A 15245-nucleotide genomic window follows, 5' to 3' on the forward strand; every position below is an offset into this window, starting at 1 on the left:
ACAAATCACGACTATCCACGTAGAGCCATACCCCGACAACGTGCTGGCCTACCGGCTGTTCCTGTCCATCCAGAACCAATGGATCTATGGCGGAATGGGCTCACCCATGGCGCTGAACTACGAGGTGGCGTACCGGTGGATGGATGCGGAGGGGATCGACAAAGCGAAGCAGAACGACCTCTTGGCCGAGTTGCAGCTCATCGAAAGCGGGGCCATCTCCGCGATGCGTGAGAAGCAGGAGCGACGAGGAAAGTGATCTAGTAGCATCCGATACACAACTTTGGAAGGAGCGGATGTGGCTGGTAACGATCTCTGGGCCGAGGCCCTGGCGGAAGCCGAAGACCCCGAAAAGCGCCAAGCTGGGCTGTGGGCGAGATGCTTTGCGGAAGCAGGTGGCGACGAAAGCAAGGCCAAGGCCGCGTACGTGAGCGCCCGCGTGGCACCCGAAACTCCGCAAGCGGTTCAACCCAAAAAGGGCGGCCTCTGGAAATGGGTGATCGGGGTTCCTGCGGTGCTGTTGATCGCCTTCCTCGGACTAGGGGTCGTTGCTGGCAGATCGCCAGAAGCCAAGGCCAAGGCAGAAACCAGAGAGGCCATTTCGTACTGCTGGGAAGATCAAAAAAAGAAATCACTCGACCCAACGTCCGCACGACTTATTGCCCAAGTCTGCGAAAACTTGGAGGAAGAGTTTCTCTTGAAATGGGGCCATAAGCCCTAGTTCACTCCACCCCACACAACCCGCTTCGGCGGGTTTTTTTATTTCAGGCCCACCGCGACCGTTCGCAGTGGGCCTTTTTGTTGGCCGCCATGTCTGAACTCAAAGCAAAAATCGTTTCGGAATTCGACGCAGGTCCGGTCGAATCCGGCGTCGCCAAGGTCAAGCGGTCCATGTGGGATCTCACCCAAGCCACTGAGGAGGCTGGCAAGAAGGGTGAAGAGGGCTTCAAGAAGATCGGCAACGGCGCGGACGAGGCAGCAAAGAAGAACAAGCGTTCCACGGCTTCAATTGAGCGGGAATTGCAGCGCGTGATCGCCCAGATGGAGTCTGCGGGCGACAAGGCCAAAGAGCTTGAGCTGCGCATGCAGATGCGTGGCATTGATACGTCCACGTTTAGCGGCTACCTGAGCAAGATCCGCGAGCTGCAGAAGGCCCAGCAAGACATGGCCGCCAGCGGTGAAATGTCAGGAAAGGCCATGTCTGCGGCGCTGCGCAATGTGCCAGCACAGATGACCGACATCATCGTGTCCTTGCAGGGCGGCCAGAAGCCCATGACTGTGCTGCTGCAACAGGGGGGTCAGCTTAAGGACATGTTTGGCGGCGTAGGTGCTGCTCTCAAAGCAGTAGGTGGTTACGCGCTGGGCATGGTGAACCCGCTCACAGTGTCGGCAGCGGCTGTGGCTGCTCTGGCCATGGCCTACAACAGCGGCGCCAACGAAGCTCATGCATTCGGCAAGTCGTTGGCGCTGAACAACGATCAGATCGGCCTGTCTCGCGATCAGCTTGTCAATCTGTCTGCAGCGGTGGCATCGCTGTCGTCCAGCGGTAATCTCGGCAAAGCCGCTGAGGTCATGAATGCCATTGCTGCCAACGGCAAGACAGGCACTGGCGCCATTCATGAGATGGGTCTTGCGATCACCGAGCTGTCGGCGATTACCAGCAAATCCGTAGACGACCTTGTTGGGGAGTATGAGCAGCTCGCGAAATCCCCGTATGAAGCCTCATTGAAGCTCCAAGAGAGCTACAACCATCTGAACGCTGCGACGCTTGAACACATCAAGTCGTTGGAGGACCAGGGCAAGAAGGCGGATGCTGCTGCCGTGGCGCAGAAGGCTCTTGCAAACGCCCAGCTTGAGGCTGCCGAGCGGGTGAAGGCTAACCTTGGCGCGCTGGAACGTGCATGGGCGGCCACGGGCAGCGCAGCAAAATCGGCGTGGGACTGGATGCTTGGTCTGGGCCGAGCAGATACCGCCGTCCAGAAGCTGCAGAAGCAGACTGAAATTGTCACCACACTGCGAGACAAGCTGCAGTCGCGCATGGATCGCGGGATTGCCACCAGTGGCCTGGAGCAGCAGCTCACCGCGTCCACCAAATACCTTCAGCAACTCACGCAGGAGGTCAAGGCGGAGACTGCGGCGAACCGCGAACGATCAACGCGGAACAAGCTCCAATCCGATGGCGTTGCTGCGTTGGCAGCGGTTTCTGCGGTCAACGAGAAGGGCCTGAGCAAGACGCAGCAGATGAACAAGGCGCTGGAGAATTACCGCGCCAACATCGAGACATTGCGCAAGGCTAACCCGAATAGTGCGCTGCTTGACCCCAAGCAGATTGCTGCGGGCGAGGCGGCCATTCGCTCACAGTACAAGGAGGCGGCCAAGGCATCCGCTGCAGGCGGCAAGGCGGCTGAAACCCAGGCTCAGAACATCGCCGGGTTGATCGCCCAGGAAAAGGTGTTGATCGCCCGCATCCGCGAGCGTGGCACCCAGGCCGACAAGCTGACCGAAGGCGAGAAGCTGGCAATCAAAATTCAGCAAGAGCTGACGGGTAAGCTGTCAGGTAAGGCCAGGGCTCAGAAAGAGGCCTCGTTGGCTGCAGCGCAAGAGCTGGCCGGCCTGCAGAAAACCCGTGTTGCCGAAGAGGAACGCGCCAAGGCCATTGATGCATCTGAGAAGGCCATGCTCAAGGCCATTGATGCACAGCTCAAGGGCGCTGAGGCCAACCGCACCCAGACCCAATCCATTCGTGACCAGATCGATGCAATCGGCAAGAGCCGAACGGAGATTGCAGCCGCTGCGCTGGCCCGCGAACAAGCTGAGTTTGAGCGCGCGGCGGACTCAGGCTCTTGGGATCCGACCTTCCTGGATGCCTGGCTTGCCAAGCTGAAAGAGGGGGCGGCTGTCGTTGCGGGCATGCGTGAGCTTGACTTTAGGCAAGCCTCATACAACGCCGACGAGATGCAGCGCTCCTTGGAACTGGGCGTCCAGTACGCCAAGCAGGATCTCGACCTGGTGTTCCTGAGTGGCGATCAGCGCGAGCGGGTCGTGGCCATGCGCGAAATCGAGCGCGATCTGGCCGAGCAGATTTACAAGATCGACAAGATGTCGATCAGCGAAGCCGAGAAGCAAACGCTGAAAGACAAGGCCGCCATCAATGCCCGCCTGCGCCTGGAACAGACAGCAGCCAAGCAGGTGTCGGACAGCTGGCAAAAGACGGCTGACACCATCAATGAATCGCTGACCGACGCTTTGCTCCGTGGCTTCGAGGACGGCAAGGGTTTCGCAGAGAACTTCCGCGACACGCTGAAGAACATGATCAACACGCTTGTCCTCAAGCCTGTGATCAGCTTTGTCGTGAACCCCATCGGCAACGTCATCAGCACGCTGATCAACGGTGCGTTGGGGAGCCTGACGAATGGTGTCCTCGGTGGTGGGAACACGCTCGGCAGCTTGATCAACAATGCCAGCAGCGCGTATTCGGCGCTCACGGGAAACAACCCCGTGCTGAATGCCGCCGCAAACTGGTTGGGCTTTGGGAACACCCTGGGCGCTGGCCAGGGGGTGTTGGCCGCAGGGTCCCCCGGTGCTGCGGGCGCCTGGACGGGTCTTGGCGCAGGCCAGGGTGTGCTTGCACCAGGCGCGCCCGGAGCGGCTGGGGCCTATACGGGCGGCACGACTGGCATGTTGGGTAGCCTGGGCACGGCCGCCTGGATTGCTGCGCCTTTGGCCATCGGCATGTGGGGTATGTCCTCAATGCCCAGCCGTCCTGACTACTCCGGCTATGCGTCGGCATCGAGCGACCCGACCCGAGATGCTGCAGCGCCCACGGCAAGCGGGCTGACTGTTGACATCGCCAACGGAATCATTCCGAGCCTCGAAGCGCTTCAGGCCGCACTTGCGGACAGCACCAATGGCCTGAGCATCAACGAGCAGTACAGCCTCGCTGTGGGCCCTGAGGACCGTTTGACGTGGGCCGGCGCGCCCGACCTGATCGGCTCCCTTGAGCGCGCCGGCGTGACATTCGCCGACGACCTCTCACGCGAGTACCTGCAGCGCATGAGCCGTGGCGACCAGGTCTTCTACACGGGTGAGGGGTATGTCGACCCCAGCACGATGTGGATCGATGGCCAGTCCAGCGGCATGCGTGACTTCACGTACAGCGCCGAGATGACGCAGTGGGGCCGGCAGGTTGCGCAATCGATCCTGGGCCAGCTTGAGTCTGTTGCGGACGTATTCGATCTGGACAGCGACTTCAGGGTGATCGCGGGCCTGCGCGATGAGGCCAAGCGGGATCTGCTGTATGCCGGCCTGCGCATCCAGCAAGGCGACGAGACGCTGGTGGACTTCGAGGGCAAAGTGGGTGAGGGCGGCACGCAAGAGGCACTGCGCCAGTTCGCCGCCCAGACTCTCGAAGCCTTCAAAGGCCTGGACCTGCCCGATTGGGCGACCAGCCTCGTCACCGAGACGCAGACCGCGATCAACGAGCTGGACGCCGAGGAGCTTGGCGACAAGCTGGGCCAGACGGCCATCGACTCGCTGAATGCTGTCCAGGCTGCATTGGTGCAGACCGCACGCGTGCTCGATCAGCTTGGCAAGTCGGTGCTGGAATTCGGCGGCTACAGCCAAGATGTGATCTACCAGATCACCAGCCTCATGGGTGGCGTGGACTCGTTCAATTCGGTGTACTCCGCTTACGTCCAGGCGTTCTACACCGAGCAGGAGCAACTTGATCTGCTGCAGCGTCAACTGCAAGAGCAGTTCGGTGCGCTCAATGTGACGATGCCCAGCACGATTGAGGGGTTCCGGTCCCTGGTCGAGTCGCTGGACCTGAACGATGAGGCGTCACGCAGCCTGTTTGCCTCGCTGCTGAGCATCAGTCCTCAGTTCGCGCAGTTCGTGACGGCCATGGGCACGGTGGAGGAGGTGGTCGAAGAGGTCACCAAGACCGTCGCCGACCTGTATGCCGAAGCCAAGTCGCGCACCGACGGCAGTTTCGCGGCGTACCAGAAGAACCAACAGAAGGTCATCGACCAGTGGTCGGATGTTCAGACCGCTGCCGAAGAGGCTGCCGAAGAAGCGCGCAGCCTCTTCGACCTGCTGCACGACAGCGTGCGCGAGCTGTACGGCAACGTGGACAGCACCCGCGCCATGCAAGCCGACCAGGGCAATGCGTACATCAGCGCTGCCCTGGCTGCTGCGCGTGCGACCGGCATCCTGCCTGACTATGAAGCACTGAGCGATGCAATCAGCGGTGCGCGTGGCGGTCTGGTGTCGTCAGGGTTCGACAGCAAGGCCGAGTACGAGGCAGCCCAACTGATCCTGGCCGGCAGGCTGTCAGAGCTGGAGGGCTACGCAGACAGCCAACTGACAGAAGCCGAGCGCCAGGCAGCCTATGCCCAGGAACAGATCGACCTCATCAACAAGGAGATCGCGCTTCAGCAGGAAATGATCGCTGCAATCCGCGAGGGCAACGAGTTCCAGGGAACGATTGCCGAGTTGGCCCAGGCCATCCTTGATGAGCGCGCGGCGAAGGAAGCGCTGGAAGCCGAGAGGGCTGCGGCAGCAGGCAAAAAGGGAGCGGGCAGTGGTGGCTTGAGCTTCGGCGTCGATGGCAAATTTGTCGGAAGTGGTGACCAGGGGAAATGGTTCGCGACTCGCCAAGACGCAGAGGATGAACTGCGGCGCATCAACGCCGCTGGCGGCTATGGCTATGTCCGCATCAGCGGCTCAGGCTGGGAAGCGTTCGAAATGGGGTCCGGCTTTTCGGAGTACGGCGCCATCAAGAGCTTGGCCGACCTGATCCGTTCGGGCGCCTCCGGTGATGCTGTGCTCGAGGCCGCTGTGGGCAAACAGGTGTCGCAGCTCACCCGAGCAATGGGGTTTGCTGACGACAAGGCCATGGCCGACTGGCTGCGGGAACAGGGCTACACCGTCGGCTCAGGCGGACTGATCGGTCCCCGGAACAGCTTTGCAGTGGGCACCAACTTTGTCCCCTACGACATGGTGGCCCAGATCCACCGTGGAGAACGAATCATCCCTGCTGCTGACAACAGCGCGCTAATCGCCGCCGTGAATGGGCGAGATGGCGGCATGCAAGCGCAACGCACTGAACAGCAAATTGCGACCCTTCAAAAGGGATTCAGTGCAACGGTTCGCGAGCTGTCTGACGTGAAAAACCTACTCAAGCGGCTGGCGACTGTCAGCGAAGCCACATATCAAAAGGCATAAGGGGGATAGATGGCCAATCCATTGCGGGTGCTTCGCCCGTTGACCATTACGCCTGCCCAAATCGTATTCACCAATGTTCCGGACACGGATTATGCGGAGTGGGCAGCAGGCACAACCTATGCATCTGGCGATAACGTCAAGAAGGGCGTCAATGTTTACAGAAGCCTGATCGACTCGAATACCGGTAACGACCCAGCCGACCAAATCAACAACGCGGCCAAATGGAAGTTGATGGGCGTCATCAACCGAATGAAGCCCTTTGACGAAAAGCTCAGCACAAAAGTCCGTCAGGCCAATTCAATCATTTATCACCTTGATGTCGGGAGAGTGGCAACCTCGGTCATCATCAAGGGAGTTGAAGGGGCTGAATCCATAACCTTGAGGGTGGTGGTTGACAGCACAGTGATCTACACCTTAACTGTGCCGATGTTCGCTGTGCCGACTGAATCAGGCTTATGGCATTGGCTATATGGAAATCGTGAGGATGGGACTGATGCCAACTTCTTCAATCTGCCCACTTACACGGGAGCCACGCTTGAAATTGAAGCAACAGGAACTGCTGACTTGGCGATTGGCGTGATCGCAGTCGGAAGCCTTGTTGAGTATGGTGAATATGTCCTCACGGGTTCGGGTGTGAGCATCAACAACTTTGCGCTCGGTGGTTACGACGACTGGGGCGACCCCATCATCAATCAGCTTTCATGGTCTAAAACTGCAACCGTGGATGTTCTGCTCAGAAAACGCGAGGTGGATGCGCTGCAAAAAATGATTGCCAAGGCACGGTTTAGTCCATCTATTTGGATTGGCTCAGAGGACTACGAGTCCTTGAATATTTATGGATTTGTGGAAAGCTTCGATATCCCACTGGCTTGGGAATACCCAGAGGCGAGATTGACAATTAGGGGGTTGCCAGAATGACGGTGCCGTATGTTGATACAAATTTCGATTGGCCCAAAAACTCGGACACCCCTACGGTGTTCTCGGGAAAGGCTGAGACGGCGGGGAGCAAGCTAAACCCATGGGGTGAGCAACTTAATGACCTGGGCGATTATGTCAATGCGCGCGCTGACGATGCCGAGACATCGGCGACCCAGGCGGACGAGCACGCCCAGGCCGCCGCCGAGCGCCTCGCCGATGTGCAGACCGCTGCAGCAGGCGCATTCGCTGCTGCCGCCTACAAGGGGGAATGGTCCACCCTGGTAGGGCCGCTGGCTGTGCCGGCAACGGTCACGCATCAGGGCCGGCTCTGGTATTTGAAGCAGGCCCTTGCCGATGTGAGCACGCAGCCCCCTGCGCTCGGCTCCACGTATTGGGGTGAGGTGGCGCGCAATGAATACACGATTTTGCCGGCCCCAGCAGGGAATACAGCCGCCGCAGACCGTGTGCTGTACCGCATGACTACGGGCACGTCGGTGCTTGTGCTGCCAGCTTCTCCCTGGCACGGCATGACCGTTGCTGCAGTCAACACCTCGGGAACGCTCACGCCGACCATCAACCGCAACGGCAAGACGATTTGCGGGGATGCCGAGAACTACATCATGAACCAGCTTGGCTGGCAAATCGCCTTGCAGTATGACGCGCCATCCGGAGACTGGGTGTGGGTCGGTGGGGTGACTGCTTACACAGAAAAAGTTGTGTGGGAGCTGCCGGGTAGCGACATGACGCCGCAGGTCACATCGACCAATGCCGCTGCGGTCAACGGTGCCAATCATGTGCTGACAACACCCGGCATCACGCTCACGGCTCCAGATCCGCCGACAGACAAATTCCGGTTTGGGTTCACCAACGCCACGGCCATGGATGTGTATGTGGCCTGGGGCTCTAAAACGATCAAGGGCGTGGCGCCCTCACCAACTTCCATGGTCATTCCATCGCGCGGAAGCGCTGTGGTGGAGTGGTCGGCATCAGCAAATACCTGGGTGGAGCAATGAGTACCTATCAAATCATTTTTGGCCCCGGCAGTAGCGCGGGGGGCGGCGGTGGCAAATTGCGCTACCAGGAGTTCACGGGCAGCGGCACGTTTACGCCCTCCGCGGCGCTGTTGGCGAATGGTGGCCAATGCTGGGTTCGCGCTGTTGGTGGCGGCGGCGGTGGTGGGGGTGGCAACAACACCTCTGGGAGCGGTGGCGGCGGTGGCGGTGGCGGGGCCGTGAAGTTTCAGCCGATTACCGTCACGGTGCCTATCACTGTGACTATCGGCGGCGGCGGTGCAGGCGGTGCAGCAGGTGGCGCGGGGCAAGGGGGGAATGGCACTAACGGTGGCACGACCAGCATTGGGGGCCTGCTATCAGCGGCAGGTGGTGGCGGAGGTGGCGGCGCTGGCACAACCTCAAATAGTGGCGCAGGGAGCGACGGCGCCAGTGGTGGTGGTGGTGGTGGCCGAGCTGGTGGTGGTGGTGGCGGTGGCGGTGCGGGAGGTGTTGGTGAAAAGGGCACAGCTCCAGTTGGCGGCGGCAACGGCACCCACGGCTCAAGCGGCGGAAGTGGTGGTGTATCCGGTGAGATTGGTCGCAATGGCGGCCAAGGCCTGGATGGCTTCGGCGGTGGTGGCGGCGGCGGCCATTCAACCGCAAGCTCTGGCGGTGGGGGCTCCAGTGGCGGCGGCGTGGGTGGCAATCCGGGCTCCCCTGGACGGGCGAATTCGGGTGGCGGTGGCGGTGGGTCTGGTGGCAACAACGCAGGCGGTGCAGGCGGCAGCGGCTACGTGATTTTTATCTGGAACGAATAATGCTGACTTACGCACTCATCAAAGAAGGCGCCGTGGTTAACACCATCGTGGCCGACGCCGATTTCGTGGCCACCATCGCCAGCGAGTGGGACCACATCGAGCCCGCTGGCGATGCGGGCATTGGCTGGTCCTGGGATGGTGGGACCTTCACGCCCCCCGTGGTGGCGCCCGTTGATCCAGGCCCCCCGGCTGTTCCTCAGGTCTGCACGCCCGCCCAGGGCCTCGTCGCCCTGTTTGTGCTCAAGCAGATCACCGAGGATGACGTAAAGGCAGCCATTGCGGGCATCTCAGACCCTGCTGCGCGTTACACAGCGAACATCGGCTTGTCGCGCGCAACTGAATGGCGTAGGGACAGCGAAACGATGCAAGTCATGGCCACGTTGCTGTCGCTGTCTGAAGAAGACTTGGATGAACTTTTCACTTTTGCAGTGACCGTCAACGTTTGAGGACCTATGACATCAGCAGCTCAACAAGCAAAGGCGCCACTGTCTCTACAGATCACGGGCGGAGTGTGCGATCTGTCCAAGCGCACCTACTTTCATCAAACCGTGAGCAGCAACACGGCGTTCACGTTTATCAACCCACCTGAAGATGTGAAGATTTTCGAATTGGAAGTGAATCATTCCGGAGGTACGCTTTCATTCCCTGGAAATGTTCGATGGATGGGTGGCAATACTCCCAGCGGATACACAACAGGAAAGATTCACCTCTTCCAATTCCGCCGTCCGCAATCGACCGGAGCTGACCAGTGGATCGGCTCATTCATCCTGAATAGCTGACATGCGGTTCACCCCCTTTTTGATTGGCCCGCTTGCTCCTCCGGTTGGCCCAAGTTTCACGCTCACGATTGCGAGCAGCGTGTATGCCCCCAACATCCGAGCCTTGGCAATTGCCGCAGGATGGGACGAAGAGGAGCTTCTGGTGGTGAACATCACAGCGCCAATTGTGGGCGCACTCAACCTGGGTAGCACCCCATTCCCAGGAGGGGTGACGCTGAACATTGGTGCGAGCTCAACGATTCTCGGTCGCAGGGGAGCGGCTGGCAGAACGGGTGCTTACCACGGCACTGCGGGTGGGCCCGCGCTCACGACGCGAGTGTTTGTCACTGTGAACAATGCCGGCGAAATAGCTGGCGGCGGCGGCGGCGGCGGCATGGGCGCGACGGTGGGCATCCAGGTGGAAGAACGATCACGCTCCGTGGTTGGAGGCAACGGAGGGGCCGGCGCTGGACTGGAGCTTGGCGGCACCACGCAGATGTCTGCTCAATCCGGCGTGGATAGTGGCCCCAGGCAGTGGTCTTACTCTTCGATCACCTTCGCATCTGGCTGGGCGGAAGGTGGCGATGGTGGGGACGGAGGTGGTCTGGGTGAGGCAGGAGCACAGGGTACTGGTGGTTCATTCGGCGGTGATGTGAGCAGCTACAGCCGTAGTGAGTGGGGGTTCGGAGCTGCTGCAGGAGCGGCGGTTGACGGCAACAGCTACGTCACGTGGCAGTCTGCCGGAACTCGGCGAGGAGCACTCATCAATTGACAGCAACTCCACACAACACAGGCCACCTCCGGGTGGCTTTTTTCATGGAGCCCACATGAGCGACCAGATCGAGACACGCGTCACACGGCTCGAAGAGCGGGTCACGTCGATTCGCTCAGATGTCACCGAGCTTGAGCGCGATGTCAAAGCCAACTACGTGACGAAGACCGAGCTGTCACCGATTGCGAAGTTGGTGTACGGCGCTGTCGCCATCATGCTCATGGCCGTCATCTCCGCCGTGGTTGCGCTCGTCGTGGGCAAAGGGGGCTGACATGCTGGCATTTCTGGAAACGGTCCTGCCCGAGCAGGAAGTCATCACCCGAAAGCAGCAGCTCTGGCAGTACGCCGGGCTGACTGTGCTGCTGTTGATCTGCGGCCTGGTCTGCACGCTCATTGGCGTCACTGTCACTGAGTGGCGCAACTCGCGCGAGCGCACGCAGCTTATCGAGAGCTACACCAGCCAGATCAATGCCCTGACAGGTCAGGTTCTGGCTGCGCAAGACAAGCAGGCCACAACCTTGGGTGAGACCAAAGAAGTGATCTATGAAGTGCGCACCCTGGTGGGTGAGCTGGCCACCACAAGCGCCAAGGTCAAGGCCGGTGCTGCCCAGGTGGACCAAGCCGCCGCCGCCGTGCGCAAGGCTGCGGCCACGGTGCGCAAGCCATCGCCACCGCCGCCCAGGTTCTTGCCGCCAACACAACCGGCTGATCGGCCTCCGCACCCACCCGTGCCCCGGCCAATGCCGATCTACCAAAACTGACCCCATGCAAGCCATCCACAACTGGCCAGCCGTACTGCGCAAAGCGTGGTCGGTTCGGCTCTTCCTGCTGTCCGTGCTGCTGCAAGTGGCTGACGTGCTCTTGAGCACCTGGGGCAGCTTTTCGACATCGCTCAGGTGGTCGATCTGGCTACAGATAGCCGGCGTGATCTGTGCAGCAGCGGGCCTTGTGGCCCGTTTTGTTTTTCAGGGGGGTATTCATGAGCAAAAGTAAGGTGCCTCAGATGCTGAGGACCAGCTTGGCGGCATTGGCGCTGTTGGGTGGGGTTGGCGGTGGGACGTATGTGGCCACAGAGGTGAGGCAAGAGGCGCTGCGCAACAAATACGCGCAAGCCGTGGCGGCGGACCAAGGCACGTCTCAGGCCGTGAAGGTTGCCATGGTCATGGGGCACTTCTATGAGTCGAGTAATCGGCACATTGGGACGCCGTATGTGGATAAGGTTGGCAAGGGCCAGCCACTCACGGTGTGCAACGGCATCACTGGGCCGGGCGTGGTCGCAAGTCGGTACTACACGCCGGCTGACTGCTATCGGATGGAGAAAACCCGCTACATCAAAGCCGAGGCCGCCGCGCAAAAGCTGCTGCCGCGCTGGCCGACTTACGACCCCTACACGCAGGCGACGTTCGTCGATTTCATCTGGAACAAGGGCGAAGCAGCGTTCACGGGCAGCACCATGCGGCGAAAGGCCAATGCCGGCGATCTGACGGGGGCCTGTCGGGAGAATCCGCGCTGGAACAAAGGCACTGTCAACGGCGTTTCCAAAGTACTGCCTGGATTGGCAATCCGCGGGGACTCGAACGACGAGATCTGCCGCGAATGGAGGGTCAACCCATGACTCTCATCGCAAAGTGGTTGGCTGTCGCACTCGCCGTGAGCGTGGCGGGCAATGCCGTGCTGGGCTGGGCCTACCTGGGCCAGCGCGACAAGGCGACGACGGAGGCAACCAAGCGCGAGGCCGTCTCAAGCGATGCCGAGAGAACTGAAGCCGTCGCGCAGCAATGTAGCGACGGGGTTGCAAACCTTGGCCAAGTGGCCGAGGCCAGAGCGGAGGCTGCGAGCGAGAGCCGAAAGCAGGCCAAGGCCAAGGCGGATGTGCACTACAAGCGGGCCGACACCGTTTTGATGACCCCGGCACCAGTGCCTCAGGATGCCTGCCTGAGCGCGCAGGCAAGGGCTAGCGAATGGCTGAAGGAGCGCAAACAATGACGAAATCGCCCTGGGCGTGGAAATGCCAAAAAAGCGATATCGGAATTCCGATATCTCAATCAAATCAATGGTTTAAACGCTTCTTGCCGTGGGCGGCGATTGCGGTGTTGGCGCTCTCCGGCTGTGCATCGACAACCCCAGAGCCCGCCCGCACCATTCGCGTGAATGTGCCCATCCCGATTGCGTGTCAGGAGCCGGTGCCGGAAAAGCCCAACATGCCCGTTGACAGCCTGCCGACAGACGCCGATCTAGACCGGATCGTGCAGGCGATGATCGCGTCAATTGAGCGGTGGGAGGGTTACGCGGGTCAGCTTGAAACGGCCTTGGCGAATTGCCGTGTGCCTGTTAAGCAATCAGGCTATGGGCTCAGGGGGTCGCTGGCGGTGCGCTGACCTTTCGGATGGTCGCCGGTAGGCTGGCGATGTCAGGCAGATTCACGGCGATGGGCGGCTGCCAACGCAGGTCGAATTTGCGCCGCTCGCGCGGGATGTCCTGGCCGTCCTTGTCTTTCATCGGGCCGCTCCAATACCCGTGCCAGTGGGCGCGGCGGACATGGCCACGCGGGCCGGCGTGCGTGCCGCCCTGGTCCGTCTCGGCGGCCTGGTAGGCCGCACGCAGGGCAGCGCCCATGCGCACGCCCACGTCCCACATGCGGACGCCTTGGGCCGGGAAAAGACGCCAGCCGTCGCGCCGGGTGCGCGTCGGCTCAGGGTTGCCGGGGTGCCCCCGGCCCTGGATGTCGTCGCCTTCGCAGATATACAGCAGCAGGCTGATGACGGCCGCGCACCAGGCGTTCACGCCGGGCAGCGCGCCCTGGTCTGCATCCCACTCGGCGAATACGCCGGCGAGGGACTGCTGCAGCGTGCCCACCAGCGGGATGGCCTGGTGCTCGATGCGTGGATGGCCCTCGATGAGTTGGCCCAGCACCAACTCGACGGGCGCGCCATCGGGCCGATTGAGCCGTGCCCACACGCCCAGCAGGGGCACGCGGTGGCTGTCATGGCGCACCGCCTGAAGACCGGGTGTCTCGATGTAGAGGCACCATTCCGGCAGGCGCTCCAGCACCTGTGCCGGCAGGTCGCCACGCAGGTCAGTGTCGATGAGGGCGGCGTACAGGGCCGGATCCACGCGATAGATGCCCTGCGTCATGCGCCAAGCGGCCAGGGTCGTGAACGGCATGGCCGCCTGCGTGAGCTGCAGCGGCGTCAGCGCCATGAGGGACCGTGCGGCCCCCATTCCGCCCGCCTCGACTGCGGCGCGGGCGTAGGCCTCGCCGCCAGCAGGATCGGTGAGGTAGATGCCTGGGGGCTGCGACTCGGCTGCTCGCACCGCATCGCAGGCGGCCCAGATGCCGGGCAGCAGGCGCCCAGCCTGCTCAAGCTGGGTGCGTGCGATGTGGGTGCGTTTCTGAAATTGGGTCATAGGTCGCTCAGATCATCCGAGCCAGGTGGGGCCCAGTCCTCTGGGCCGGGTGCGGCGAAATGTGCCGCCAGATCGAGCCCCGTGCAGTCATAGAACCACAGCCGGGGCCATCGGCGATGCAGATCACTGATGGCGTTCACGATGGCCGGCAGATCAGGCCGGCGCAGTAGGTCAAGGTCAGGAATCTCCACGCGTCGGGCCACGCGGGGGCCACTGTGGGCAGTTGGAGCACTCCGCCCGCTGGGGTAGCGCTCCATTACGCCGCCCGCGAACACGCGCAGACACACATACCCCAGCGTCGCCGCTGGGGATAGGCTGTGCGCGTTAGGGGGTGCAGGCCACTCGCGGTGAATGATGATTCGATTGCCGCCCAGTTGGCGTGTGCTGATGACAATCGGCGTTGCTCTATTCGCGCGGGGTCTCATGACATCTCTACCGTAACCACAGCCTCGACGCCGCCTGGCGTCCGGTGGTCGTATGCACATTCGGCGCGCAGAGCCTCCACGCGGGTCGCAATGGCGGCATCGTTGTCGATGCACAGGACTGCATGGGCGTTTTGTCCTGCCGCATATGCGGCCTCGCATGCGGCCTCGGCCAGAGCCAGTTTGTTTTCGCCACGGATCACGAGGACGCGCATAACGATATTCTGGGCGGGAAAATCCGACCAGCGCGTGGCTTGGTGGTCCCACGTTTTGCCATTGTCGATGGCAACAATGCGGACGCGAGCGGGTTGGCTGTTCATGATTCGACTCCGATTTGAGGACTATCCGGCTACACACCGCCGGCAGGTGGTGGACTGCTTTGCTGCTGTCCATGGATGTAATGTACCGCGTTGCGCGCGTAACGCAAGGCCTTTGAGGCTTATCTCTCTAGGTGTTTACCCTTGGCCTCCAAAAGGGCGCGTTCTATGACCGCCGTTTTGCTCGCGGCATAGCCGCTGGCCACCAAGTCAGCCAGTGCCCGCGCGGCTTCAGTGGACAGCAAGCCGCCCGGCATCCGAACAGCACCAGCTTTGATGCTGCGTGCTTCACTTGCTCGGGATCGCTCGGCTTGGGTCTTGGGAGGGGTGCTCATGAGTAACTCTGGATCGACGCAAAAAATACTCCCCCTTAGCTTAAAAGAGGGTGGGTAAAAAGTTGCCAAACTCTATGCAATTCATGCATTGTGGGCAACACATGCGAATCTGAAATCGTCATCAGATCAATACCTTACGCCATTGCCTGTGATTCGTTGCCTGACTCGAAATCAGGCGTACGGTATCCCCGTACCGAGGGTTCGAATCCCTCCCTCTCCGCCAAAACATTGAAACCGTCGCTATCCAAAAGGTAGCGGCGGTTTTTCTTTTGGGCTCATGTCC

Annotated in this window: 18 protein-coding genes; 15 read left to right on the top strand and 3 right to left on the bottom strand. The window is 61.1% G+C overall.

The features are described 5' to 3' along the window. Positions 1-40 precede the first annotated feature (40 nt). The 15 genes from CCO03_RS20345 to CCO03_RS08815 all read left to right on the top strand — a co-directional run bounded on the left by CCO03_RS20345 (position 41) and on the right by CCO03_RS08815 (position 12858). Complete coding sequence (locus CCO03_RS20345; RefSeq protein ID WP_236904092.1) at positions 41-256, top strand: DUF1799 domain-containing protein; 216 nt, start codon at positions 41-43, stop codon at positions 254-256. A gap of 39 nt (positions 257-295) precedes the next feature. Continuing rightward, complete coding sequence (locus CCO03_RS19675) at positions 296-718, top strand: hypothetical protein (protein ID WP_157667594.1); 423 nt, start codon at positions 296-298, stop codon at positions 716-718. Between the two features lie 89 nt (positions 719-807). Then, positions 808-6222 (top strand): phage tail length tape measure family protein, encoded by a 5415-nt coding sequence (locus tag CCO03_RS08775; protein ID WP_157667595.1) that lies wholly within the window; start codon positions 808-810, stop codon positions 6220-6222. 9 nt (positions 6223-6231) lie between these two features. Next, complete coding sequence (locus CCO03_RS19680; RefSeq protein WP_157667596.1) at positions 6232-7140, top strand: hypothetical protein; 909 nt, start codon at positions 6232-6234, stop codon at positions 7138-7140. Next, positions 7137-8153, top strand: a complete 1017-nt coding sequence (locus CCO03_RS08780; RefSeq protein ID WP_087279976.1) for a hypothetical protein — start codon at positions 7137-7139, stop codon at positions 8151-8153. Before CCO03_RS19680 ends, CCO03_RS08780 begins: the two co-directional genes overlap by 4 nt. A 315-nt stretch (positions 8154-8468) precedes the next feature. Continuing rightward, a complete protein-coding gene (locus CCO03_RS20835) occupies positions 8469-8930 on the top strand; it encodes a hypothetical protein (RefSeq protein ID WP_157667597.1) in 462 nt (153 codons plus the stop codon). Positions 8931-8949: 19 nt separating this feature from the next. Beyond that, entirely contained in the window at positions 8950-9396 is a 447-nt protein-coding gene (locus CCO03_RS08790; protein ID WP_087279982.1) for a hypothetical protein, read from the top strand. A gap of 102 nt (positions 9397-9498) precedes the next feature. Beyond that, the gene (locus tag CCO03_RS19685; RefSeq protein ID WP_157667598.1) at positions 9499-9729 is read left to right on the top strand and encodes a hypothetical protein; all 231 of its coding nucleotides are present in this window, start codon (positions 9499-9501) and stop codon (positions 9727-9729) included. A 1-nt stretch (position 9730) separates the two neighbouring features. Beyond that, the gene (locus CCO03_RS19690) at positions 9731-10480 is read left to right on the top strand and encodes a hypothetical protein (protein WP_157667599.1); all 750 of its coding nucleotides are present in this window, start codon (positions 9731-9733) and stop codon (positions 10478-10480) included. Between the two features lie 55 nt (positions 10481-10535). Further along, complete coding sequence (locus CCO03_RS08795; RefSeq protein ID WP_087279985.1) at positions 10536-10751, top strand: hypothetical protein; 216 nt, start codon at positions 10536-10538, stop codon at positions 10749-10751. 1 nt (position 10752) lies between these two features. Next, a complete protein-coding gene (locus CCO03_RS08800; RefSeq protein WP_087279988.1) occupies positions 10753-11241 on the top strand; it encodes a hypothetical protein in 489 nt (162 codons plus the stop codon). Positions 11242-11245: 4 nt separating this feature from the next. After that, a complete protein-coding gene (locus CCO03_RS19695; protein ID WP_157667600.1) occupies positions 11246-11473 on the top strand; it encodes a hypothetical protein in 228 nt (75 codons plus the stop codon). Further along, a complete protein-coding gene (locus CCO03_RS08805) occupies positions 11460-12095 on the top strand; it encodes a glycoside hydrolase family protein (protein WP_087284450.1) in 636 nt (211 codons plus the stop codon). The genes CCO03_RS19695 and CCO03_RS08805 overlap by 14 nt, the downstream gene beginning before the upstream one ends. Next, complete coding sequence (locus CCO03_RS08810; protein ID WP_157667570.1) at positions 12092-12466, top strand: hypothetical protein; 375 nt, start codon at positions 12092-12094, stop codon at positions 12464-12466. The genes CCO03_RS08805 and CCO03_RS08810 overlap by 4 nt, the downstream gene beginning before the upstream one ends. Beyond that, complete coding sequence (locus CCO03_RS08815) at positions 12463-12858, top strand: hypothetical protein (protein WP_236904093.1); 396 nt, start codon at positions 12463-12465, stop codon at positions 12856-12858. The genes CCO03_RS08810 and CCO03_RS08815 overlap by 4 nt, the downstream gene beginning before the upstream one ends. Here the strand turns inward: CCO03_RS08815 and CCO03_RS20350 are convergent. The 3 genes from CCO03_RS20350 to CCO03_RS19700 form a co-directional block, all read right to left on the bottom strand. Next, positions 12833-13888 (bottom strand): AcrVA2 family anti-CRISPR protein, encoded by a 1056-nt coding sequence (locus tag CCO03_RS20350; protein WP_236904094.1) that lies wholly within the window; start codon positions 13886-13888, stop codon positions 12833-12835. The genes CCO03_RS08815 and CCO03_RS20350 overlap by 26 nt on opposite strands. 421 nt (positions 13889-14309) lie before the next feature. Beyond that, positions 14310-14630 (bottom strand): hypothetical protein, encoded by a 321-nt coding sequence (locus CCO03_RS08825; protein WP_087279772.1) that lies wholly within the window; start codon positions 14628-14630, stop codon positions 14310-14312. 119 nt (positions 14631-14749) lie between these two features. Continuing rightward, positions 14750-14962, bottom strand: coding sequence for a hypothetical protein (locus tag CCO03_RS19700; protein WP_157667572.1), 213 nt, complete (start codon positions 14960-14962; stop codon positions 14750-14752). Between the last annotated feature and the right edge of the window lie 283 nt (positions 14963-15245).

It is taken from the genome of Comamonas serinivorans (assembly GCF_002158865.1).
In the GTDB taxonomy this organism is placed as follows: domain Bacteria; phylum Pseudomonadota; class Gammaproteobacteria; order Burkholderiales; family Burkholderiaceae_C; genus Comamonas_E; species Comamonas_E serinivorans.